The sequence below is a fragment of the Mycobacterium gordonae genome, assembly GCF_002101675.1.
GTDB lineage: Bacteria > Actinomycetota > Actinomycetes > Mycobacteriales > Mycobacteriaceae > Mycobacterium > Mycobacterium gordonae.
The window spans coordinates 20777-42663 of sequence record NZ_LQOY01000095.1 but is presented as its reverse complement, the minus strand read 5'-3'; the positions used below and the strand labels follow the sequence as shown (position 1 = coordinate 42663).

The following is a 21887-nucleotide window of genomic DNA, read 5'->3' as shown; positions in this document are numbered from 1 at the left end:
CTATGTCGCATACCAGTGATCCGTCAGACAAGCAGGTGAGAGCAGTGCCGACCGGCAAAGTGAAGTGGTACGACTCCGAGAAGGGGTTCGGCTTCCTGTCGCAAGAGGATGGCGAGGACGTCTATGTCCGCTCCTCGGCGTTGCCCGCGGGTGTCGAGGGACTCAAAGCGGGGCAGAAGGTCGAGTTCGGCATCGCATCCGGCCGGCGTGGACCGCAGGCGTTGAGCCTGAAGCTGATCGACCCACCGCCGAGCCTGGCCCGGTCGGCCGCACGACCGCGTCGCGAGGCGCCGGCTGAGCACAAGCACAGCCCCGACGAGCTGCACGGCATGGTCGAGGACATGATCACGTTGCTGGAGAGCACCGTGCAGCCCGAGTTGCGCAAGGGTCGCTACCCAGATCGCAAGACCGCCCGCCAGATCTCCGAGGTCGTCAAGGCCGTCGCCCGCGAGTTCGAGGCGTAAATGCTTGCTGCGCAGGGCGTACCCGTGCGGTAATCGGGTATAGACGATCCATCGGGACGCGTCAGCGAGGAGGCGGCGATGGCACAGCAAGCGCAGGTCACCGAGGAGCAAGCCAGAGCCGTAGCCGAGGAGTCCCGGGAAAGTGGCTGGGATAAGCCATCTTTTGCCAAAGAGCTGTTTCTGGGACGCTTCCCGTTGGCGCTCATTCATCCGTTCCCCACACCGACCGAGTCGGACGAAGTCCGCACCGCCGATTTCCTGGACAAGCTTCGACAACTGCTGACCGGGTTCGACGGCGGTGTCATCGAGCGCGAGGCGCGGATTCCCGATGAATACGTTCGGGGCTTGGCCGAGCTGGGTTGCTTCGGTATGAAGATCTCCGCGGAGTACGGCGGTCTGGATATGTCGCAGGTCGCTTACAACCGGGCGCTCATGCTGGTGTCGACCGTTCATCCCAGCCTCGGCGCGCTGTTGTCGGCACACCAGTCGATCGGTGTGCCCGAACCGCTGAAGCTCGCCGGGTCGGACGAGCAGAAGCGGAAGTTCCTGCCGCGCTGTGCCGCTGGAGCGATTTCGGCTTTCCTGCTGACCGAGCCCGACGTCGGCTCCGACCCGGCACGGTTGGCGTCGACCGCGACGCCCGTCGAGGGCGGCCAGGCGTACGAGCTCGAAGGTGTGAAGCTGTGGACCACCAACGGAGTGGTCGCTGAGTTGCTCGTGGTCATGGCGCGGGTTCCCAAGAGCGACGGGCACCGGGGCGGCATCAGTGCCTTTGTCGTGGAGGCGGATTCGCCTGGAATCACCGTGGAGCGGCGCAATCAGTTCATGGGCCTGCGCGGCATCGAGAACGGCCTCACTCGGATGCACCGGGTCCGCGTTCCGGCTGAGAATCTGATCGGGCGTGAGGGCGACGGCCTGCGCATCGCGTTGACGACGCTGAATGTGGGGCGGTTGGCGTTGCCGGCGATGGTGACCGGGTCGTCGAAGTGGTCGCTGAAGATCGCCCGCGAATGGTCGCGGGAACGGGTGCAGTGGGGCAAGCCGATCGGCAAACATGAAGCGGTCGCGCGCAAGATCGCGTTCATGGCTGCGACCACCTACGCGCTCGATGCGGTGGTCGAGTTGACCGGCCAGATGGCCGACGAAGGACGCAACGACATCCGCATCGAGGCGGCGCTGGCCAAGCTGTGGTGCAGTGAAATGGCTTGTGTGATAGCCGATGATCTGATGCAGATCCGTGGCGGGCGCGGCTATGAGACCGCGGATTCGCTCGCGGCGCGCGGAGAGCGGGCCGCGCCGGTGGAGCAGTCGCTGCGCGACCTACGGATCAACCGGATCTTCGAAGGAGCCAGCGAGATCATGCGGCTCCTCATCGCCCGAGAGGCCGTCGACGCACATCTCAATGCCGCGGGTGACCTCGCCAAACCCGACTCGGATTTCCGTCAGAAAGCGGCAGCGGCCGTCGGAGCCAGCGGGTTCTACGCGAAGTGGTTGCCGAAACTGGCCTTCGGCGAAGGCCAACGTCCCACCGCATTCAGCGAATTCGGCACGCTGGCATCCCATTTGCGGTTCGTCGAGCGCTCGAGCCGCAAGCTGGCCCGCAACACGTTCTACGGGATGGCGCGCTGGCAGGCCAAGCTGGAGCAGAAGCAGGGCTTCCTCGGGCGCATCGTCGACATCGGTGCCGAACTGTTTGCGATGTCGGCTGCCTGCGTCCGGGCCGAGGCACAACGGGGCGCCGACCCGGAAATCGGCAAACAGGCTTACGAGTTGGCCGAAATGTTCTGTCAGCAAGCGACTTTGCGGATCGAGGCACTCTTTGGTGCGTTGTGGTCCAATACCGACAGCGGCGACGTGGCGCTGACCAACAACGTGCTTGACGGTCGATACACCTGGCTGGAAAGCGGCATCCTGGATCAGTCGGAGGGCACGGGGCCCTGGATCGTGGAGTGGGAAGCCAGAGAATCCACCGAGACCAACCTGGCCCGGCGATTCGTCTCACCCTCGGCAGAAGTGGCTCTGTAGCGTATGTCCGCATACGTGGCCGGCAAGGGCGAATTCAACCGCGACACCAACTACATCACCACCCGCATCACCGCCGACGGCCGCGACGGCTACCCGGTGGAACCCGGTCGGTACCGTCTCGTCGTCGCCCGCGCCTGCCCGTGGGCCAACCGGACCATCATCGTGCGCAGGCTGCTGGGGTTGGAATCCGTTCTGTCCATCGGGTTTTGCGGCCCGACCCATGACGAGCGCAGCTGGACGTTCGACCTGGATCCCGGCGGCGTGGACCCAGTGCTGAAGATCCCCCGTCTGCAGGACGCCTACTTCAAGCGTGACCCTGACTATCCCAAGGGCATCACCGTCCCGGCGATCGTCGACGTCGCGACCGGTGCCGTCGTCACCAACGACTTCGCGCAGATCACCCTCGACTTCTCCACCGAGTGGACGGCCTACCACCGCGACGGAGCGCCGCAACTCTACCCCGAAGAATTGCGCGCGGAGATCGACGAGGTGAGTAAGCGGATCTACACCGAGATCAACAACGGGGTGTACCGGTGCGGGTTCGCCGGTTCCCAGGAGTCCTACGAAGCGGCCTATGACCGGCTGTTCGCCGCGCTGGACTGGGTCAACGACCGGCTGGCGCAGCAGCGATATCTGGTCGGAGACACCATCACCGAGGCCGATGTGCGGCTGTTCACCACGCTGGCCCGCTTCGACCCGGTGTATCACGGGCATTTCAAATGCAATCGGTCCAAGCTGTCAGAGCTGCCGGTGCTGTGGGCCTATGCGCGAGACCTGTTCCAGACCCCGGGTTTCGGCGACACCACCGACTTCGTTCAGATCAAGCAGCACTATTACATCGTGCATTCCGACATCAACCCAACCGGCGTCGTGCCCAAGGGCCCCGACCTGTCCAGCTGGCTCACGCCGCACGGCCGGGAAGCGTTGGGCGGCAGGCCATTCGGTGACGGCACCCCGCCCGGGCCGCCGGCAGCGGCGGAGCGGGTGCCGGCCGGTCACGGCGCCTGAGCCTCGCATAGGTCAAAAGACGACGCGGACAGACCATTCCGCGTGCGGGGCCTCGCGCAGCTCGCCGTCGTCGACCACCAGCGTCAACAGCTGCACCACCACGCCGGTCAGCCGGCCCCGGTGCGGATCGACGGTGGGGATGGTGACCGCCAGGCGGCTGTCCGGCCGGAAGAAGGTGGTCGCGGTGTTGGTCGGGTCCTCGTAGATCTGCAGCAGCCGCCATGGGGCCCGGCCGATGGTCTCGGGCACCGAAAGCTGCACGGGGAAACGTTCGCTCACACGCAGTTCCCCCTGGGATTGCGGCGCTTGGCAGTCGTTGAGGTTCAGCACGTTGCAGTACAGATAGGGGCCAACCCGGACGGTGTGACCGCGTGAGTAGGCGCTGATCTCGGGGAAGTGCGGGCCCCGGTCGCGGCTGAGCAGCCATGCTCCCAGGCCGGCTCCGGCGGCCAGCGCCACCACGACGGCCGCGATGATCGCGGCCACAGTGCGTTTCACCGCGGCATCACTCCGGTTGTCGGGGCGCCGGGGCGCCGGCCCTCCTGCTCGACCATGACCGGCCGGTTCCCACCGAGGCCGGGGATCAGCGAGTCGCCCCGGAAGCTGACGATCGTCTGAGCCAGCCCAAGGATCAGCAGCGCGCTGATGACCGTGAAGCCGACCCACAATTCCGTGTACACCAGCACCCCGACCGCCCCGCCAAGCACCCACGCCAGCTGCAGAGTCGACTCCGAACGTCCGAACCCCGAAGCGCGTGACTCCTCGGGCAGGTCGTCCTGCAGCGAGGCATCCAGCGAGGCCTTGGCAATGGCGCTCGACCCCGAGGTGACCAGCGTGGCGATCGCGACCACGAGCAGATTTCCGGCGACGGCGGCGGCGATGGCGAACGCCGTCACCGCCAGGGTGCAACGCACCACCAGAACCGCGGGCCGGCCCAGCTTCAGTCGCGCGCTGGCGAAGTTGCCGGCGAAGTTACCGATCGCGGCGGCGGCGCCGATCATCCCCAGCATGGCCAGCTGCACCCAGCCGTCGGCGTCGTGCGCCTTGGCCACGAATGCCGGGTACAGGAACAGGAAGCCGACCATCACCTTGATCGTGCAGTTACCCCACAACGAGGTGATGATGTTGCGGCCCAACGGTTGTCGCAGTTTCCCGCCAACCCTGGGGCTTTCCTCCTGCCAGCTCTGGTGCAGGTGGTCGCTGTGGCGGTGATAGCTCAGGGTGGCCGGGACCTCACCCGCGGTCACCTCCACCCAGCTCGGGATCCGCATGGAAAGCAAGGCACCGGCGATTGTGATGCCCACGACGACGAACAGCGCGCCGGGCAACTTGAGCATGTGGGTGCACGCGTACTCCACGCCCGCCGCGATGGCACCGCCCGCGATGGTCCCCCCGAGCAACCCGAACACGGTCAGTCGGGAGTTGACCCGGACCAGATCGATGGTGGGCGGCATCACGCGCGGCGTCACCGCGCTGCGCAGCACACTGAACGACTTGGAGAAGACCATCATGGCCAGCGCGCACGGATAGAGCACCCACGGCGGGAAGCTGCCGCTGGCGCCGTCGTAGTTCATGATCAGCACCAGCGCCAAGGCGGTGCGTAGCGCGAATGACAACGCCAACGCGACGCGCCGGCCGTGCTGCAGCTTGTCCAGCGCCGGGCCGATCAGCGGCGCGATGACGGCGAACGGCGCGATGGTGATCAGCAGGTACAGCGCGACCTTGGATTTGCTCTCTCCGCTGGCCGCTGCGAAGAACAGCGTGTTGGCCAGGGCAACGGCCATGGCGGAGTCGACGGCGAAGTTCGCCATTACCGGCCAGGTCAGCGCTGTGAGTCCGGACTTGTCGGCACCGTCGGCGGTGGCTGCGCGCTGCACCATCCAGTACATGCGGGAACCCATCTCCCGGCTGCGCATGGCCGCGGCTCGGGTAACGGTGATCCGCTCACCGCTGGACCGGGGTGCTTCGGGTTCGCTGTCGCGCTCGGGTGGCGTGTCGTGGTCCAGCGGGGGCAGGTAGCGGTTGGCACTGGGCGGCGGTTGCGGACGGCGTGACCGGCGGTAATCGTCCTGGGCGGGATCGCTTGCCGGGTAATTGGCCATGCCCGGATGCTGATTCGCCGATCGGCTCCGGCGGCCCGGGGGTGGGGCCATCCGGCCCCCATGATCACCTCGCCGTCCGGACACCATCTAATTCTGTCCTATGCCGACTCGCTGCGGAGTAAACCGGTGTGGCTCGGTCACCGTGTCTTCCGGCAGTATGGGGGCGCACGAAAGAACGGCATGAGCAAGGTGACATTAAGGTGACACTGTGACCGGACCCATCGAGGAGTCCTCCGTAGCGACCGTGACCGAGTGGCCCGAGGAACTCGCGGGGGTGCTCACGGGTGCGGCTGAGCAGGCCAGGACCGCGGTTGCGGAGTTCAGCGGGGCAGACTCCGTCGGTGACTACCTGGGCTTCAGCTACGAAGACCCGAACGCCGCGACCCACCGGTTTTTGGCGCACGTGCCCGGTTACCAGGGCTGGCAGTGGGCCGTCGTCGTCGCCGGCTACCCCGGTGCAGACCACGCCACCATCAGCGAGGTGGTGCTGATCCCCGGCCCGACGGCCCTGCTGGCGCCGGAATGGATTCCGTGGGATCAGCGGGTGCGGCCGGGTGACCTGGGCCCCGGGGACCTGCTGGCACCGGCCAAGGACGACCCCCGGCTGGTGCCGGGTTACAGCGCCAGCGGGGATCCGTATGTGGACGAGGTGGCCGTCGAACTCGGCCTCGGCCGTCGTTGGGTGATGAGCCCCTGGGGGCGCACCGAGGCGGCGGAGCGGTGGCGCGAAGGTGACTACGGGCCCGACTCGGCGATGTCGCGGGCGACGAAGCGGGTGTGCCGCGACTGTGGCTTCTTCCTGCCGCTCGCCGGTTCCCTCGGCGGGATGTTCGGGGTCTGCGGCAATGAGCTGTCAGCCGACGGGCACGTCGTCGACAAGTTCTACGGCTGCGGCGCGCACTCCGACACGCCCGCTCCGGCGGGCACCGGTTCGCCGATGTACGAACCGTACGACGACGGCGTGCTCGACGTGGTCGACAGACCGGCCCCGGAGTCGGCGGTCGAGGCGGTAGAGGCGGTCGAGCCGGAAGTCGTTGAGCCGGCGGTTGAGGCTGTGGAGCCCGAGCCCGAGCCCGAGCCCGAGCCCGGGCCGGAGCCGGAGCCGGCGGTCGAGGTTGTCGAGCCGGCGGCCGAGGCTTCAGAGGCTTCGGAGCCGACTGGCGAGCCCGCAGAGCCCGCGGAGCCCGCCGAACCGTAGGTCTTCGACTGACCGGGGGATCCGGGTTCAGTCTGGCATGTTGCTGGTGCCGAAGCTGATGGTGCACAACACATATGACGCTTCGCACTCGTCGAACAACTCTTCATGAGACATCGCGTTACCCCTTAACTGACTGGACGACGGCTTGACCTTAATGTCAACCACGGTTGACATTAAGGCATGCGACGATCGCTCGTCAACGGGTATTGATCGAGCCGCCTTAGCCCTTCTCGGCGGCCGCCTTGATTCGTGCCAAAGAAGCGTTCATGCCCTCGACCAATTCGCGCTCGAAGTTGTCGGTTCCGCCCAGCAATGCGTTCACCGTCAAGTTGGACACGGCGCTGGTGCCGTTCTCGGCGTGACGGCTCTCCGTCACCCGGGTGCCCTCGCCGTGCGGTTCGAGCTCGTAGCTCCAGATGGTGCGGTTGGTGTCCACCCGAAATGCCAGCTTCTTCTCCGGGATGACTTCGACGACCGTGGACGTGGTCGGCCAGAACAGGCGGTTGCGCCGGTTGAAGTTCAGCGTGCGGGTCCCGTTACGCAGGGGCCCGAACTGTCGCATCCACCGGCACTGGGGACTCCACTGCGGCATCCGCCGGAAGTCGGAGATCAGCTCCCACACTTTCGAGGGCGGCGCTTCGATGTCGATTGAAGCTTGCAGCAGGGGTGCGGCCATGCGTCCTCCTTGAGTTATTGGTGATCGACCAAGGTTTCCAGACCAGCCTGCGCTCCGCGTGCGCCGCGGCGGGCGGCAGCCAGTTGCCACACGAAAATGCTGGTTCCCAGCACACCCACCCCGAGGCCGGCCAGAGTTACCGGCCGCCACGCCTCCAGACCGGACACGAGGAACGCGGCGGCCACCGCGACCAGCCAGCCCAGCGCGCCGACCACGATGATCGGCCACACCGCGAGCAGTGCCGGGGGCAGCGGCGGTGGTTCGGGAGCGGGCTGGTCAGTCATCTCGCGTCTCAACATACCGCCGGGGATGCCGGTGATGATCGGCCTGTCGGCGAGGGGGCGTGGTTCGCCGTTTCTGACACCCGTCTTTGTTGTTTGGTTGTAACCTCGCGCTGTGCCCGACAGCAATGCGCGGTTGGCCGCAGACTTGTCGTTGGCGGTCATGCGGCTGGCTCGCCAACTCCGGTTCCGAAACGCCTCGTCGCCGGTATCGCTGACCCAACTCTCGGCACTGACCACGCTGGCCAACGAGGGTGCCATGACGCCCGGCGCGCTGGCGATCCGGGAACGCGTCCGACCGCCGTCGATGACGCGAGTGATCGCCTCCCTGGCCGACGAGGGCTTGGTCGATCGCGCCCCGCATCCCGTCGACGGCCGGCAGGTGCTGGTGTCGGTTTCTGCAGCCGGCGCCGAATTGGTGAGGGCGGCCCGTCAGGCCCGTCAGGAGTGGCTGGCCGAACGGCTCGCAACGCTGGACGATGCCCAGCGCGAAACCCTGCGTAGTGCTTCCGATCTGATCTCGACCCTGGTCGACGAAAGCCCGTGAGTGCACCGGATATCGATGTTCAAGACGTCACCGATCCCGATGACCCGCGTCTGGACGACTTCCGCGACCTGAACAGCGTTGACCGTCGGCCTGACCTGCCCACCGGCAAAGGTCTGGTGATCGCCGAGGGTGTGCTGGTGGTGCAGCGCATGTTGGCGTCGAGGTTTACCCCCCGTGCCCTGCTCGGCACCGACCGCAGGCTGGCTGAGCTGCGTGACGACCTCGCGGGCGCCGTGGCGCCCTATTACCGAACCTCGGCCGAGGTGATGGCGCAGGCCGTGGGCTTTCATCTCAACCGCGGGGTGCTGGCCAGCGCCAGCCGGGTGGCCGAACCCAGCGTTGCCGAGGTGGTCGGCGGCGCGCGCACCGTAGCGGTGCTCGAAGGCGTCAACGACCACGAAAACCTGGGCTCCATTTTTCGCAACGCGGCCGGCCTGGGGGTGGACGCGGTAGTTTTCGGCAGTGGTTGCGCCGACCCGCTCTACCGGCGCGCGGTCCGGGTCTCGATGGGCCACGCGTTGCTGGTGCCCTATGCGCGAGCCACCGACTGGCCGGCCGACCTGGTGCGGCTGCGTGAGCGTGGTTTCCGGCTGTTGGCAATGACTCCCCGGCGCGACGCCCGCGGCCTGCGCGAGGCGATGGCCGACCTGCGCGACGAGCGGGTCGCGGTATTGGTGGGAGCCGAGGGGCCCGGCCTGACGGCGGCCGCGCTGCGGATCAGTGACATGCGGGTGCGAATACCGATGTCGCGCGGCACGGACTCGCTCAACGTGGCGACGGCGGCCGCGGTGGCGTTCTACGAGCGGGTCAGCTCGGGCTAGGCTCGCGACGTGAACGATGAGTCCGTGCCCTGGGCAACGGGTTTGGCGGTGGCCGCTTTCGTCGCCGCAGTCACCGGGGCTGCGATCGTGGTGCTCAGCCTCGGCTTGATCAGGGTGCATTCGCTGTTGGCCGTGGGCCTCAATGTGGTGGCGGTCGGGGGACTGGCACCGACGTTGTGGGGCTGGCGGCACACTCCGGTGTTGCGGTGGTTCGTGCTGGGGGCAGCGGTCGGGGTGGCTGGAGCGTGGGTGTCGCTACTGGCGGTGGCGCTACTAGGGAGCGGCTGAGGCGCCCGATGGTCCCCTAGCGCTGACCGCTGGAACGCACCCCTAGCAGCACGTCCTCCCACGCCGGTATGGCCGGCTTGCCGCGTCGGCTGCCCGCCGGCTGCTCGGCGGGCGCGGCCGGCGCACTCGGCTGCTGCGGCGGCGCGGGCTGCGCCGGCTCTGCGGCGGCCTCGAAGGCCAGCCGCGCCACCGGCGCAAGCTGGCGGGGCTTGAACTCCGGGTCGATGAGCTCGCTGGCCGCGTCGTCGATCGCGGTGACGGTGCCACCGTGCGCACCCGGCGTGAAACGGAAGTGGGCAACGTTGTCCGACCGGCCGGCCTGCCAGCCCAGCTGCACGGTCCAGCGGCTGTCCTCGTTGCGCCAGGCGTCCCAGGTGAGCTTCTCCGGGCTCAGGCCCCGGCCCACCAACGCCGCCGTCACCGTCTCCAGCAGGCTCAGCACCGCGGGACCGTCGGCAAGGACCGGATGTGCAGCAGTTGCCAGCTCAGCGGCGCGGTATCGCTCCAGCAGCACGGGGTTGGCGAACCGCTGGATCCGCGCGACGTCGGATCCAGATGCCGCGGCCACCTGCTCGACCGACGCGCCGGCCCGGATTCGGGCCTGAATTTCTTTGGGGCTCAACATGTTCGTGACGACGATGTCGAGAGCCGGTTGTTCGGGGGGTAGCGGCTCGCCGTCCAGCACGGCGCGCAGGCGCTCGTCGGCGGGCAATCGGAACTTCTCGGCTGAGCTGGCACCCTCGCAGAGGACGAATTTGCCGTCGGGGTCAAGCCCAACCACTTTGAGTTCCCGCATGGCTTCTCCTCGCAGACCCCGTGCAGATCAGCAACGGAATCGTTACCTGCGAACTCTAATGCAGCCAACCGCCGTAACCGGGTACTGACACGCTGGACGGTTCGCGACGTCAGAGCCGCTCGACGACCCAATCGATGCAGCTGATGAGCGCGCTGATGTCGTCGGGGTCGACGGCCGGGAACATCGCGATCCGCAGCTGGTTGCGGCCGAGTTTGCGGTAGGGCTCGGTGTCGACGATGCCGTTGGCCCGCAACGTCTTGGCCACCGCGGCGGCGTCAACGTCGTCGACGAAGTCGATGGTGCCCACCACCTGGGAGCGCAGCGCCGGGTCGGCGACGAACGGGGTGGTGTACGACTTCTCCTCGGCCCACGAGTAGAGCCGCTGCGACGAGTCCGCCGTCCGCTTGACAGCCCAGTCCAGGCCGCCGTTTCCCAGCAGCCAGTCCAGTTGTTCGGCCAGCAGCACCAGCGTGGCGATCGCCGGGGTGTTATAGGTCTGGTTCTTGAGGCTGTTCTCGATGGCGATGGGCAGCGACAGGAAGTCGGGCACCCAGCGGCCCGAGGCGGCGATGGCCTCGACGCGGGCCAGGGCGGCCGGGCTCATGATGGCCAGCCACAGGCCGCCGTCACTGGCGAAATTCTTCTGTGGTGCGAAGTAGTAGGCGTCGACGTCGTTGATGTCGACGGGCAGTCCGCCGGCACCTGAGGTGGCGTCGATGAGGACGAGGGCGTCTCCGGAATCGGCGGGCCGGCGCACCGGCACCGCAACGCCGGTCGAGGTCTCGTTGTGGGCCCAGCCGATCACGTCGACGGACGGGTCGGACTGGGGTTCGGGTGCGGAACCTGCGTCGGCCTTGATGATGATCGGGTCGCCGACGAACGGGTTCTTGGCTACGCAGGAGGCGAATTTCGAGCTGAACTCGCCGTAGGTCAGGTGCAGCGAGCGCTTGTCGATGAGCCCGAAGGCGGCGGCATCCCAGAACGCCGTCGCGCCGCCGTTGCCCAGGATGACCTCATATCCCTCGGGCAGCGAAAACAGCTCTGACAGACCCGAGCGCACCCGTCCCACCAGATTCTTGACCGGTGCCTGCCGGTGCGAGGTGCCGAACAGCGGTGCCGCGGTGGTGCTCAGCGCCTGCAGTTGTTCGGGGCGCACCTTCGACGGGCCGCACCCGAAGCGGCCGTCGCGCGGTTTCAAGTCAGCGGGAATCTCGAGGGAAGTCGTGAGCTGGTCAGCCATGGTGAACAGGGTAGTAAGCGGCCGCGCACCGAAAACCAAGCGGTCGGAATAAGGCCTGGTCGCGTGGCTATATGTGATCCAGCACACACCGATGTTCGGATGCGGCGTGGACCACAGCGCACGTTCCGCTCTGGATAATTACCAGTACCGGCGGTACCGTTTTCTTTATCCGTCCGGATCTCAACCTCGCTGGGGAGGCTTTTGATGGTTGCTACGACTGCCAGGACGCGCATGGTTCGACGTTGGCGCCGCAACATGGAGGTGCGCGACGACGCAGAGTATGTGGAAATGCTCGCCACACTGTCCGAGGGGTCGGTGCGGCGGAACTTCAACCCGTACACCGATATCGATTGGGATTCACCGGAATTCACCGTCACTGACAACGATCCGCGGTGGATCCTCCCGGCGACCGACCCGTTGGGCCGGCATCCCTGGTATCAGGCGCAGCCTGAGGACAAGAAGATCAAGATCGGCATGTGGCGGCAGGCCAACGTCGCCAAGGTGGGTCTGCACTTCGAGTCGATACTGATTCGCGGGCTGATGAACTACACCTTCTGGGTTCCCAACGGCTCTCCGGAATACCGCTACTGCCTGCACGAATCTGTCGAAGAGTGCAACCACACCATGATGTTTCAGGAGATGGTGAACCGTGTGGGCGCCGACGTCCCGGGAATGCCGCGGCGGCTGCGCTGGATTTCGCCACTGATCCCGTTAGTCGCCGGCCCACTGCCGGTGGCGTTCTTCATCGGGGTGCTGGCCGGTGAGGAGCCGATCGACCACACCCAGAAGCAGGTGCTGCGGGAGGGCAAGGCGCTGCACCCGGTCATGGAGCGAGTGATGGCCATCCACGTGGCCGAAGAAGCCCGCCACATCTCGTTCGCGCACGAGTTCCTGCGTCGGCGGTTGCCCAATTTAACTCGGCGCCAACGCTTCTGGACTTCGTTGTTCTTCCCGCTGACCATGCGGACGTTGTGCAACGCGATCCTGATTCCGCCGAAGGCTTTCTGGCAGGAGTTCGACATCCCACGCTCGGTGAAGAAGGAATTGTTCTTCCGCTCGCCCGAGTCGCGAAAGTGGTTGCGCGACATGTTCGCCGATGTCCGGATGCTGGCCTACGACACCGGCTTGATGGAGAACCGCTCAGCCCGGCTGATGTGGCGGATCTGCAAGATCGACGGCAACCCGTCGCGCTACCGCAGTGAGCCACAGCGCGCGCATCTGGCCACGACGCCGGCCGCCTGATCGGTCTGCGAGTTCCGCTATGCCGCACGTTATTACCCAGTCGTGCTGCAATGACGGGTCCTGCGTCTTCGCGTGTCCGGTCAATTGCATCCACCCGTCGCCGGACGAGCCGGGCTATGCGACATCGGAAATGCTCTACATCGACCCGGTGGCCTGTGTGGACTGCGGCGCCTGCGTCAGCGCCTGCCCGGTGGGCGCTATCGTCCCGGACAGCAAATTGGACATTCGCCAGTTGCCGTTCGCCGAGATCAACGCGTCGTTCTACCCGCAGCGATCCGCCGATGTGAAGTTGCCGCCGACCTCCAAGTTGGCGCCGGTGATCCCGGCTGCGCAGGTGCGACCGCGGCGAAGGCCGCTGACGGTCGCCGTGGTCGGGTCGGGCCCGGCGGCGATGTACGCCGCAGACGAACTCTTGGTGCAAGAGGGCGTGCGGGTCAACGTCTTCGAGAAGTTGCCCACACCCTATGGCCTGGTGCGTGCCGGGGTGGCGCCCGATCACCAGCACACCAAGAAAGTCACCCGATTGTTCGATCGGGTGGCCGGGCATCGCCGCTTCCGCTTCTACCTCAACGTCGAGGTCGGCCGGCACGTCAGCCACGCTGAATTGCTGGATCACCACCACGCGGTGCTGTATGCGGTCGGTGCGCCCGACGATCGCCGCCTCGATGTGGATGGAATGGATCTGCCTGGCGTCGGCACGGCCACCGAACTCGTCGCGTGGATCAACGGGCATCCCGAATATGCCGATCTGCCGGTCGATCTCAGCCACGAGCGGGTAGTCATCATCGGCAACGGCAACGTAGCGCTCGATGTGGCGCGCTTGCTCACCGCGGACCCGGACGAACTGGCCCATACCGACATCGCCGACCACGCGCTGAAGGCGTTCCGCAAGTCGGCCGTTCGTGAGGTGGTGATCGCGGCCCGTCGCGGACCGGCGCACTCGGCGTTTACGCTGCCCGAGCTGATCGGGCTCACCGGCACCTGCGATGTGGTGCTCGACCCCGACGACCAGCGCTGGGTGCGCAAGGATCTGGGCAGCGTCACCGATCCGTTGACCCGGCACAAGCTCGAGATTCTCAGCACGCTCGGCGACGGCTCGGCCCCGGCGTCGCGACCGCGCATCCGGCTGGCCTACGGGCTGACCCCGCAACGCATCCTCGGTGAGCAACGCAGCTCCGGGGTCGAGTTCACGGTCACCGCGACCGGTGAACACCGCCGGCTCGAGGCGGGTCTGGTGCTCACCTCAATTGGCTACCGCGGCAAGCCTCTTCGCGATCTTCCTTTCGACTCTGCCGCGGCAGTCGTCCCCAACGCTGGTGGACGGATCGTCGACCCCGACACCGGCCGGCCGGTCCCGGGCGCGTATGTCGCAGGCTGGATCAAGCGGGGGCCGACCGGCTTCATCGGCACCAACAAGTCGTGCTCCTTGCAGACCGTGCAGGCCCTGGTGGCCGACTTCAACGCCGGCCACCTGGCCGACCCGGCGGCCGGGCCCGCCGAGCTGGATGACCTGGTGGCAGCGCGCCAACCCCGGGTCGTCGACTCGGCGGGGTGGCGCGCCATCGATGCCGCCGAGGTGGCGCGCGGCAGTGCCGACGGACGTCCGCGCCGCAAATTCACGGACGTCGCCGACATGCTCGCCGCTGCGGCCGCCGCGCCGCAACAGCCGTCCCGGGGACGACGCCTGCTGGCCCGGTTGCGGGATTCGCTCTAACCGCCGGCCGGAGCCGACATGGACGCCTTGATCTCCTCCATGCTGACCTCACGAACCGGTTGGCCCAGCGACCAGTTGTGCCCGAACGGGTCGGCGACCACGCCGTAGCGGTCGCCCCAGAACTGGTCTTCCAGTGGCATCACCACCGTGGCGCCGGCGTCGAGCGCACGCTGGAACTTGGCTTCGACGTCGGTGACGGTGAGGTGGATGGTGACCGGCGTGCCGCCCAGCGATTTCGGGGTCATCGACTGGTCGTTGCACATCTCGGGGAAGTCGTCGTTGAGCATCACCATCGAGCCGTTGATCTGCACGGCGTCGTGAATCAGCCGGCCGTCGGGGCCGGGGATCCGGGCCAGTTCGACGGCGTCGAATGCCCTGACGTAGAAGTCGATGGCGGCAGCCGCATCATCGACGACGAGGTGGGGGATCACTGCAGGTTCGACTTTGATGGCCATAGGTCACTCCTCAGATTGGTGGTATCGCCCGCCCGGGCTCACAGTGATAGACCAAGCCGGGCGGCAATTCTCATCGCGAACGTAACCCGACCCCCCGACAGGCGGTCGGCGCCGATCGGAGGAGCGCCGATGCCCCCGATCGGGTGACGCCCATTTCCACCCCGGTTGTCCGATCGGTGGATTCTGCATCACCGGTCCGGTCCCTACCGTGAGTGCTATGTCGCTCATCGCACCCGCTCTGCCTGAGACACCGGCGCGGCCAGCGGATCAGCCCAAACTGTTTCTGGTCATGGACGCGGGTTCGGACGCCGGCTACTTCGCCGCGCGGGCTTTGCTGGCCGCCGGCTATTCCGTCGCGGTCTCCGGCCGGCACGTCGGCCAGCTCAGCCGGGTCGTGCACGGCTACAGCGCCTCGCGGGTTTACGCGGTGGCCGCCGACAGCACCGATCAGGCCCAGGTGATGAAGCTGATCGCTGCGGTGGAGCACCGTTTCGGGCGAGCGATCACCTCAGTGATCCGGGGCTCCTCTTACAACCAGACCGCGATCTGACGCTCCGGACCGCCGAGCGGTCACCCTTGCCGTCTGATACTGCTGCTGATACAGTCGTCTCACCCAAAGTTGAGACATCTGTATCACCGTCCGTCTCAGCGCGGGCCGACGACGGCAAAGGACGATCGCGTGGGACCCACGACGCTGACAATTCACCGCACGCTGGACGCGCGTCAGCGTGAGGTACGCGAGCGATTGCTCGCAGCCGCTCGCCGATTGATACGTGAGCATGGCCACGAAGCCGTGGGCATGGAGCAGATCGCCGGCACCGCCGGCGTTTCCAGGGCGACCACCTACCGCTACTTCGCATCCAAGGAGCATGTGGTGTGCGAGGCGGCATTGGCCTGGGGTCACGAAGTGGCACAACGCATTCCGCAGGCCGTTGCGGCGGCGGCTGCCGCCAACGCCGTTGACGTCGCGATTGAACAGGTCGTCCGGGAAGCCGCATCGGACCTACCGATGGTGCGGGCAACTATGGCCTCAGTGCTGGCTCAGGGTCCGGTCGCGGACGAGTTCCGCCTCGGTGTCCGCCAGATGTTTCTGGACCTGTTGGGCGGGGCCGTCGAAAACGTGCCGGACTCTCTATCCCTCGACCCCGCGATGACGGTGCTCGGCCGGGTGTTTTTCGCCGATCTCGCGTTGCTCGGCGTCGGTGACATCACCGTCGAACAGTGCATCGACGAACTTCGCCTCGCCGCCTGGCGGCTGTTGCCCGACATCTCACACGACTAGGAGTAGGAACGTGAATCAGACTGCATTACAACCAGTTTGGGACTGGATGCTGCGCAACCTCGGGGTCGGTTTCTTCGAGTTTCCGTTGTATTTCCTGCCTGTGGTGGTGGCGGTCGTCCTGTTCACCGGTGTCGTCTATTCGATCTTCGATGTCGCTGTCTACCATAGAATCTCGGCCAAGGCGGCGACCAGGCTGGGTTTGCGGATCATGTCGAACTATGTCGGGGCGGCCGTGGCGTTCTTCGTCCTGCACCGGATATTCCATCCGTGGGTGGCCGAAGTTCCCACGGCGGCACCGACTTTGATTGCTTTCGTCACTCAGCTGGTCGTCTTCATGGTGATCGGGGAGTTCCTGACCTATTGGTGGCACCGGCTCGAGCACGGCAGCCGCTTCGTATTCCAGAAGGTGCACTACATGCACCACCGGGTCCAGTCGCCGCTGACCATTTGGACCAACTTCGTGGTGCACCCGGTCGAGGGCCTCATGGTGATGCTGTGCCTGTATGTGCCGCCGCTGGTGTTGGGCGCACATCCCATGATCGTCGTTGCCTACGCGGTGGCCAACACCACTGCCATGGTGATCACTCACAGCGGCTATGACATGACGTTCTATCCCCGCTGGCTGCTGCCTGCGGCATCCGGCCACGAATTGCATCACTCCGAGAAGCGTCCCACTAACCTGTCGGTGGTAATGACCTACGGCGACAAGCTGTTTGGTACCTACAAGAAGCCCGCAGCCACTCCGGCGCCGGTCTCTTGACGGCTGGCGGCTCAGTCGCGCGCCATCATCTGCCTGCTGGAGACGTAGGAGGACACTTGCCGGCGCATGTGCAAGCGTTACCGGCCGAGGTCGACAAGGAACGCGACAAGAACATCGGCAAGATGCAGCAGGAAGCTGAACAGGGACCGTCCCGCGTGGCTAAGCGCTGGTGAGGACCCGGTCCCAGCCGGTGACGGATTCGGGGCTGCGCGGGCCCGGGCCGACGTAGATCGCCGACGGCCGCACCAACTTGCCCAGGCGCTTCTGTTCGAGGATGTGGGCGCACCATCCGGCGGTGCGCCCGCAGGTGAACATCGCCGGCATCATGTTGGCCGGGACCTCGGCGAAGTCCAGGATCACCGCGGCCCAGAATTCGACGTTGGTCTCGATAGCGCGGTCAGGTCGGCGCTCCCGCAATTCGGCCAGCGCTGCCTGCTCAAGGGCGACCGCAACCTCGTAACGAGGCGCTTTCAGCCGCTCGGCGGTGGCCCGCAGCACCCGCGCACGCGGGTCCTCGGCGCGATATACGCGGTGCCCGAAGCCCATCAACTTCTCGCGGCGGTCCAGGATGCCCTTGACCAGTCCGCGGGCGTCATCGGTGCGTTCCACCTCTTCGATCATCGGCAGCACGCGGGCCGGGGCCCCGCCGTGCAGGGGGCCGCTCATCGCGCCGATCGCGCCGGACAGCGCTGCGGCCACATCGGCACCGGTCGACGCGATCACCCGGGCGGTGAACGTCGACGCGTTCAGCCCGTGCTCGGCGGCCGAGACCCAGTAGGCGTCGATTGCCTCGATGTGCCTGGGGTCCGGCTCACCCTGCCAGCGGGTCATGAAACGGGCTGTGACAGTGGAGCATTCGTCGATGACGCGTTGCGGGATGGCAGGCTGGTAAATGCCGCGCGCCGATTGTGCGACATAGGACAACGCCATGACCGAGGCCCGCGCCAACTGGTCGCGCGCGACCGGTTCCTCGGTGTCCAGTAGCGGCTTGTACCCCCAGATGGGCGCCAGCATCGCGAGGCCGGCCTGCACGTCCACGCGCACATCGCCGGTGTGGATCGGCAGCGGGAACGGCTCGGCGGGCGGCAACCCGCGGCCGAACTCGCCGTCGACCAGCAGGGCCCAGACGTCACCGAATGTGACCCGCTGGCTCACCAGGTCCTGGATGTCGACGCCGCGGTAGCGCAGCGCGCCGCCGTCCTTATCGGGTTCGGCGATTTCGGTGGTGAAGGCCACGACGCCTTCCAGACCTGGGACAAAATCCTCCGGGACCACTGTCATGGGGCAAATTCTCGCACCCCGGTCCGCACGGGTTACTACCGGCTGGTAACAGCCGCCGAGTAGCGTTGTGACGGTGACCGAACCTCATGGACAGCACCTGGCTGGGATGCGGGTCGAGTACGGGTCCGTCGAGAAGGACGGTAGCCCGGACCTCGATGTGGACTGGCTCGCCGACGGTTGGCTTGCGTTGTTCAACAAGTGGATTGGCGACGCTGCGGCCGCCGGTATCGCCGAGCCGAATGCCATGGTGGTGGCCACCGTCGACGATGGCCGGCCGGTCAGTCGCTCGGTGTTGTGCAAGAGCGCCGACGAGACGGGCATCTCGTTCTACACCAACTACGACTCGGCCAAGGGCCTCGACCTGGCAGCCACCCCGTACGCGTCGGCGACGTTCCCCTGGTATCTGCTGGGCCGGCAGATCCACATCCGCGGTGCGGTGAGCAAGGTCGATCCACAGGACACCGAGGACTACTGGTCCAAGCGGCCGCGCGGCTCCCAGTTAGGGGCGTGGGCGTCACGCCAGTCCCAGCCGATCGCGTCGCGCGCGGCGTTGCTCGACCAGCTCGCTGAGGTGACGGCACGCTTCGCGGACACCGAGCAGATCCCGGTTCCGCCCAATTGGGGCGGGTATCTGATCGCCCCGGAGGTGGTGGAGTTCTGGCAGGGCCGGGAAAACCGCTTGCACAACCGGATTCGGGTGATCGACGGCCGGATCGAGCGGTTGCAGCCCTAGTCCGTTCCTGGCTCGTCCAACGTGACACCACGGCGGGAATCGGCGACGAAACTCACCTGGTGTCACGTTCGCAGTACGTTTACCCGGCTTCGCGTTTCGGGCAGCTCGGGGACTCCGCGCCAGAGCGTGAGAGACTCGTCGAAGCGGGCCACCGCCTGGGTCATGTCGCCGGCGGCCGCGGCGTCGCGTCCCCGGCGCGCCGCCGCCCGGTACCACGAGGCATCCACCGCTGTGGCGGCCAACTTCCATCCCGCGTAAACACGGGATGACCAGTTGCCGCGATAGCGCCTCTGCCTGCGGTGATCACACGTACGCTTCTGGACGTGCGCTTGTCGTGGCCGCTCGTCGGCCGCTCGGAGGAGATGCGGACTATCAAAGCCGCTCTGACGACTTCAGGTGTTTCCGGAGTCGTCGTAAGTGGTGCGGCCGGTGTGGGTAAGAGCCGGATCGTGCGTGAAGCACTATCGGCAGCGTCCTCTGGACAGCGCGAATGCCGTTGGGCGGTTGGAGCATCAGCGGCACGAGCGGTTCCGCTGGGCGCTTTCACAGCGTGGTCCACGCCGGGGGTCACCGACACCCTCCAGTTGCTGCGGGGAGTCACGGACTCCCTGACCGCGGCACCCCCCGGGAGAACGGTCGTGCTGGCTGTCGACGACGTCCAGTTGCTCGACGACCTGTCGATCTTCGTCCTGCATCAGGTCGTGCAGAGAGGCTCGGCGAAGGTGATGCTCACTGTTCGCGAGGGTGACCCCATTCCAGGCGCGGTGCAAGAGATATGGATGACCGGCCAGTTCAGCAGGCTCGAATTGCGGCCACTGACACTCGAGGCGACGACTGCGCTGCTGTCCGCCACATTACATGGCCCGTTGGATCCGCCTGCGGCGCAGCGACTTTGGCAGCTGACTCGCGGAAACATGTTGTATCTGCGCAATATCGTCGATCAGGAGGTGGCTGACGGCCGGCTGCTGCAGCAGGACGGCTATTGGCGCTGGATCGGCGATCCGGTGGTGCCGCCCGGGCTGATCGAGCTCATCGAGTCCCGTATCGGAGCCTTGCCCGCCCCGGTCAGCGATGTGGTCGACGTTGTCGCCGTGGGCGAGCCCATCGAGCTGGCGCACCTGCGACGCATCGCTGATCCGGTGGCGATCGAAGAGGCCGACACGCGGGCACTCATCACGCTCGAGCCGGCAGACGGTGATGTGCAGGTGCGTTTGGCCCATCCCCTCTATGGAGAGGTTCGACGCCGGCGGGCGGTGCCAACCCGGTTGCGGCGGCTGCGCGGGCTGGTGGCCAACGAACTTGCCGCAAGCCCGGAGCGCGACGATCTGCACGTCGTCGTGCGCCGTGCCACGCTGAGCATTGACTCCGACCTCACCCCGGACGCCGACCTCCTCGTCAGAGCCGCCAACGGCGCTGTCTGGCTGGCCGACCTCCCTCTGGCGAATCGATTGGCCGAAGCGGCGAACCGAGCCGGGGCGGGGCCCGAGGCGAACTTCATCCGCGCACATGCCCTTTCGTGGTCGGGCCGAGGGCAGGAGGCGGACGATGTGCTGGCTGGGATGCAGACCGACCAGTTGAGCGACGGCGAGCGAGCACGGCTTGCATTCCTTCGGGCCAGCAACATGCTTTGGGCACTCGGTCACCCCGCTCGCGCAAAAGAAATCATCGACGAGGTCGGGGATGTCGTGGCGCCGCGGGACCGCAGCTACATCGACGCGTTCCTCACCGTCTACTGGTTCGCGACGGACGAGCCGCAGGCGGCGTTGCGCGCGTCGGAGGCCCTGGTGCTTGATGAGTTGCCCGCTGTCGTCGGGGCTGAGATCGCCTGGATCCTGGCCACCATCTTGGCCGACTCCGGACGCACGACCGAGGCCCTCACCGTCGTAGAGGCAGGAATTGCCGCGGCGGCAAGGTCGTTCGACATACCGCACATCAGGTTCAATATCGCCGACACCCACGTGGGGGCACTATTGTTGGCGGGCCGAATCGATGATGCCCTCGAAGTGGCCGAACACGCGCGCCGGCAAGCCGGCGACCTGCCCGGCTCTGCGCAGCTGCTCGGAGCTGCCATCGCGGGCAGGGCTGCGCTCGGCGCGGGACGTCTGCCGTCGGCGGGCCTGCTGCTCGAACAGGCCGTGATAGGACTGTCCGCGGCGTACGCCCTCGGCTGGGGCTACCGCTACCGAATTTCACGCGTCACCGCCCTGGCGCTGAGCGGGTCCGTTGCCGAGGCGGCCACGGCACTTGCCACGCTGGAACAGCAGCGTCGCCCCTTCCGGTCGCTGGACTACGAACGGGCCCTGGCCCGAGCCTGGGTGGTTGCCGGCGAGGGTGCTGTCAGCGAAGCGGTCCAGGTATTGCTGTGCGCAGCGGAAAATGCATCGGCAAAAGGTCAATTCGCGGCCGAAGTCCTGTGTCTACAAACCGCCACCCAGTTTGGTGAACATTCCGGGGCCGAACGACTGCGTGAGCTGGCGGCGGTTGTCGACGGACCGCGCGTCAGCCTTGCGGCTCGGTTCGCCGCAGCCCTTTCCGACGGTGACGCCGCTGAATTGATGTCGGTGTCAGCGGACTTCGAGCGTATCGGCGATGTTGTCGCTGCCGTCGATGCCGCCGCCAATGCTGCCCTGGTGTACCGCCGACAAGGACTGCGCGGATCGGCGCTGGGATGCGCGACGCGCGCGGATGCCTTGGCTAAGCAGTGTGGCGGCGCCCAGACCCCGGCACTGCGGCAGGCCAGCGAGCCCTTGCCGTTCACCAGCCGCGAACGTGAGATCGTGATGCTCATCGGTGAAGGGCTGACCAGTCGTGCCGTCGCGGCGCGACTGTCGCTGTCCGTGCGGACAGTGGAGAGCCACATCTATCGGGCGATGGCAAAGACCGGAACCACGACTCGCGACGAGCTTGCCGCCCTAATCAACTTGCGCCGGGCAAGCACGCGGTGACGCCGGCTCCGTAGCGCACGCCTGGGCCA

Annotated in this window: 23 protein-coding genes and 1 pseudogene; 14 read left to right on the top strand and 10 right to left on the bottom strand. The window is 66.7% G+C overall.

The window, feature by feature from the left end; genetic code table 11:
• Positions 1-44: 44 nt before the first annotated feature.
• The 3 genes from AWC08_RS16050 (at position 45) to AWC08_RS16040 (ending at position 3497) form a co-directional block, all read left to right on the top strand.
• Entirely contained in the window at positions 45-464 is a 420-nt protein-coding gene (locus AWC08_RS16050; RefSeq protein WP_055580606.1) for a cold-shock protein, read from the top strand.
• A 78-nt stretch (positions 465-542) separates the two neighbouring features.
• The gene (locus AWC08_RS16045; protein WP_065134655.1) at positions 543-2489 is read left to right on the top strand and encodes an acyl-CoA dehydrogenase family protein; all 1947 of its coding nucleotides are present in this window, start codon (positions 543-545) and stop codon (positions 2487-2489) included.
• 3 nt (positions 2490-2492) lie between these two features.
• Positions 2493-3497: a glutathione S-transferase family protein gene (locus AWC08_RS16040; protein ID WP_065134656.1), complete on the top strand. Its 1005-nt coding sequence runs from the start codon at positions 2493-2495 to the stop codon at positions 3495-3497.
• Between the two features lie 12 nt (positions 3498-3509).
• On the opposite strand, the gene AWC08_RS16035 is transcribed toward AWC08_RS16040, so the two are convergent.
• Together AWC08_RS16035 and AWC08_RS16030 are read right to left on the bottom strand one after the other, a co-directional pair.
• Positions 3510-3995: a DUF2771 domain-containing protein gene (locus tag AWC08_RS16035; protein WP_065134657.1), complete on the bottom strand. Its 486-nt coding sequence runs from the start codon at positions 3993-3995 to the stop codon at positions 3510-3512.
• On the bottom strand, positions 3992-5650 hold the full coding sequence (locus tag AWC08_RS16030) for an MFS transporter (RefSeq protein WP_069433504.1): 1659 nt from the start codon (positions 5648-5650) through the stop codon (positions 3992-3994). Before AWC08_RS16030 ends, AWC08_RS16035 begins: the two co-directional genes overlap by 4 nt.
• A 157-nt stretch (positions 5651-5807) precedes the next feature.
• Between AWC08_RS16030 and AWC08_RS16025 the strand changes: the two are divergent.
• A pseudogene (locus AWC08_RS16025) lies at positions 5808-6587 on the top strand (DUF3027 domain-containing protein); the annotation flags it as partial.
• Positions 6588-6824: 237 nt separating this feature from the next.
• On the opposite strand, the gene AWC08_RS36545 reads toward AWC08_RS16025, so the two are convergent.
• The 3 genes from AWC08_RS36545 to AWC08_RS16015 are packed head-to-tail and all read right to left on the bottom strand — an operon-like array spanning position 6825 to position 7757.
• A complete protein-coding gene (locus tag AWC08_RS36545; protein WP_156781297.1) occupies positions 6825-6962 on the bottom strand; it encodes a hypothetical protein in 138 nt (45 codons plus the stop codon).
• A gap of 55 nt (positions 6963-7017) precedes the next feature.
• A complete protein-coding gene (locus AWC08_RS16020; RefSeq protein WP_065134660.1) occupies positions 7018-7473 on the bottom strand; it encodes an SRPBCC family protein in 456 nt (151 codons plus the stop codon).
• A gap of 14 nt (positions 7474-7487) precedes the next feature.
• Entirely contained in the window at positions 7488-7757 is a 270-nt protein-coding gene (locus AWC08_RS16015) for a DUF2530 domain-containing protein (RefSeq protein WP_065134661.1), read from the bottom strand.
• A gap of 112 nt (positions 7758-7869) precedes the next feature.
• Between AWC08_RS16015 and AWC08_RS16010 the strand changes: the two genes are divergently transcribed.
• Genes AWC08_RS16010 through AWC08_RS16000 form a run of 3 tightly spaced genes read left to right on the top strand, consistent with a single transcriptional unit; the run spans position 7870 to position 9410 of the window.
• Positions 7870-8301 carry an Rv0880 family HTH-type transcriptional regulator gene (locus AWC08_RS16010; protein ID WP_065134662.1) on the top strand — a complete coding sequence of 144 codons (432 nt, stop codon included), beginning with the start codon at positions 7870-7872 and terminating at the stop codon, positions 8299-8301.
• A complete protein-coding gene (locus AWC08_RS16005; protein ID WP_085087969.1) occupies positions 8298-9122 on the top strand; it encodes a TrmH family RNA methyltransferase in 825 nt (274 codons plus the stop codon). The genes AWC08_RS16010 and AWC08_RS16005 overlap by 4 nt, the downstream gene beginning before the upstream one ends.
• A 9-nt stretch (positions 9123-9131) precedes the next feature.
• A complete protein-coding gene (locus AWC08_RS16000) occupies positions 9132-9410 on the top strand; it encodes a DUF2537 domain-containing protein (protein ID WP_065134664.1) in 279 nt (92 codons plus the stop codon).
• 16 nt (positions 9411-9426) lie between these two features.
• Here AWC08_RS16000 and sepH read toward each other — a convergent pair whose 3' ends face one another.
• Both sepH and serC read right to left on the bottom strand, forming a co-directional pair.
• Positions 9427-10206: a septation protein SepH gene (gene sepH, locus AWC08_RS15995; RefSeq protein ID WP_069433985.1), complete on the bottom strand. Its 780-nt coding sequence runs from the start codon at positions 10204-10206 to the stop codon at positions 9427-9429.
• A gap of 109 nt (positions 10207-10315) precedes the next feature.
• Positions 10316-11446: a phosphoserine transaminase gene (gene serC / locus AWC08_RS15990; protein ID WP_069433986.1), complete on the bottom strand. Its 1131-nt coding sequence runs from the start codon at positions 11444-11446 to the stop codon at positions 10316-10318.
• 204 nt (positions 11447-11650) lie between these two features.
• Here serC and AWC08_RS15985 point away from each other — a divergent pair, with 204 nt between their 5' ends.
• On the top strand, positions 11651-12688 hold the full coding sequence (locus AWC08_RS15985; RefSeq protein WP_142283619.1) for an AurF N-oxygenase family protein: 1038 nt from the start codon (positions 11651-11653) through the stop codon (positions 12686-12688).
• 19 nt (positions 12689-12707) lie between these two features.
• A complete protein-coding gene (locus AWC08_RS15980; protein ID WP_069433988.1) occupies positions 12708-14402 on the top strand; it encodes an FAD-dependent oxidoreductase in 1695 nt (564 codons plus the stop codon).
• On the opposite strand, the gene AWC08_RS15975 is transcribed toward AWC08_RS15980, so the two are convergent.
• Positions 14399-14857 carry a VOC family protein gene (locus AWC08_RS15975; RefSeq protein ID WP_069433989.1) on the bottom strand — a complete coding sequence of 153 codons (459 nt, stop codon included), beginning with the start codon at positions 14855-14857 and terminating at the stop codon, positions 14399-14401. The genes AWC08_RS15980 and AWC08_RS15975 overlap by 4 nt on opposite strands.
• A 217-nt stretch (positions 14858-15074) precedes the next feature.
• On the opposite strand from AWC08_RS15975, the gene AWC08_RS15970 reads away from it, so the two are divergent.
• The 3 genes from AWC08_RS15970 to AWC08_RS15960 all read left to right on the top strand — a co-directional run bounded on the left by AWC08_RS15970 (position 15075) and on the right by AWC08_RS15960 (position 16899).
• A complete protein-coding gene (locus AWC08_RS15970; RefSeq protein WP_069433990.1) occupies positions 15075-15407 on the top strand; it encodes an SDR family oxidoreductase in 333 nt (110 codons plus the stop codon).
• A gap of 129 nt (positions 15408-15536) precedes the next feature.
• Positions 15537-16139 carry a TetR/AcrR family transcriptional regulator gene (locus tag AWC08_RS15965; RefSeq protein WP_159459999.1) on the top strand — a complete coding sequence of 201 codons (603 nt, stop codon included), beginning with the start codon at positions 15537-15539 and terminating at the stop codon, positions 16137-16139.
• Positions 16140-16149: 10 nt separating this feature from the next.
• Entirely contained in the window at positions 16150-16899 is a 750-nt protein-coding gene (locus AWC08_RS15960) for a sterol desaturase family protein (protein ID WP_142283618.1), read from the top strand.
• 159 nt (positions 16900-17058) lie between these two features.
• On the opposite strand, the gene AWC08_RS15955 is transcribed toward AWC08_RS15960, so the two are convergent.
• Complete coding sequence (locus tag AWC08_RS15955) at positions 17059-18180, bottom strand: citrate synthase 2 (RefSeq protein ID WP_065134874.1); 1122 nt, start codon at positions 18178-18180, stop codon at positions 17059-17061.
• A gap of 106 nt (positions 18181-18286) precedes the next feature.
• Here AWC08_RS15955 and pdxH point away from each other — a divergent pair, with 106 nt between their 5' ends.
• Complete coding sequence (pdxH, locus tag AWC08_RS15950; protein ID WP_069433992.1) at positions 18287-18913, top strand: pyridoxamine 5'-phosphate oxidase; 627 nt, start codon at positions 18287-18289, stop codon at positions 18911-18913.
• Positions 18914-18975: 62 nt separating this feature from the next.
• Here pdxH and AWC08_RS39645 read toward each other — a convergent pair whose 3' ends face one another.
• Positions 18976-19140 carry a BTAD domain-containing putative transcriptional regulator gene (locus AWC08_RS39645; protein ID WP_159459998.1) on the bottom strand — a complete coding sequence of 55 codons (165 nt, stop codon included), beginning with the start codon at positions 19138-19140 and terminating at the stop codon, positions 18976-18978.
• Positions 19141-19236: 96 nt separating this feature from the next.
• Here AWC08_RS39645 and AWC08_RS15945 point away from each other — a divergent pair, with 96 nt between their 5' ends.
• On the top strand, positions 19237-21858 hold the full coding sequence (locus AWC08_RS15945; RefSeq protein ID WP_069434000.1) for a helix-turn-helix domain-containing protein: 2622 nt from the start codon (positions 19237-19239) through the stop codon (positions 21856-21858).
• Positions 21859-21887: the final 29 nt, after the last annotated feature.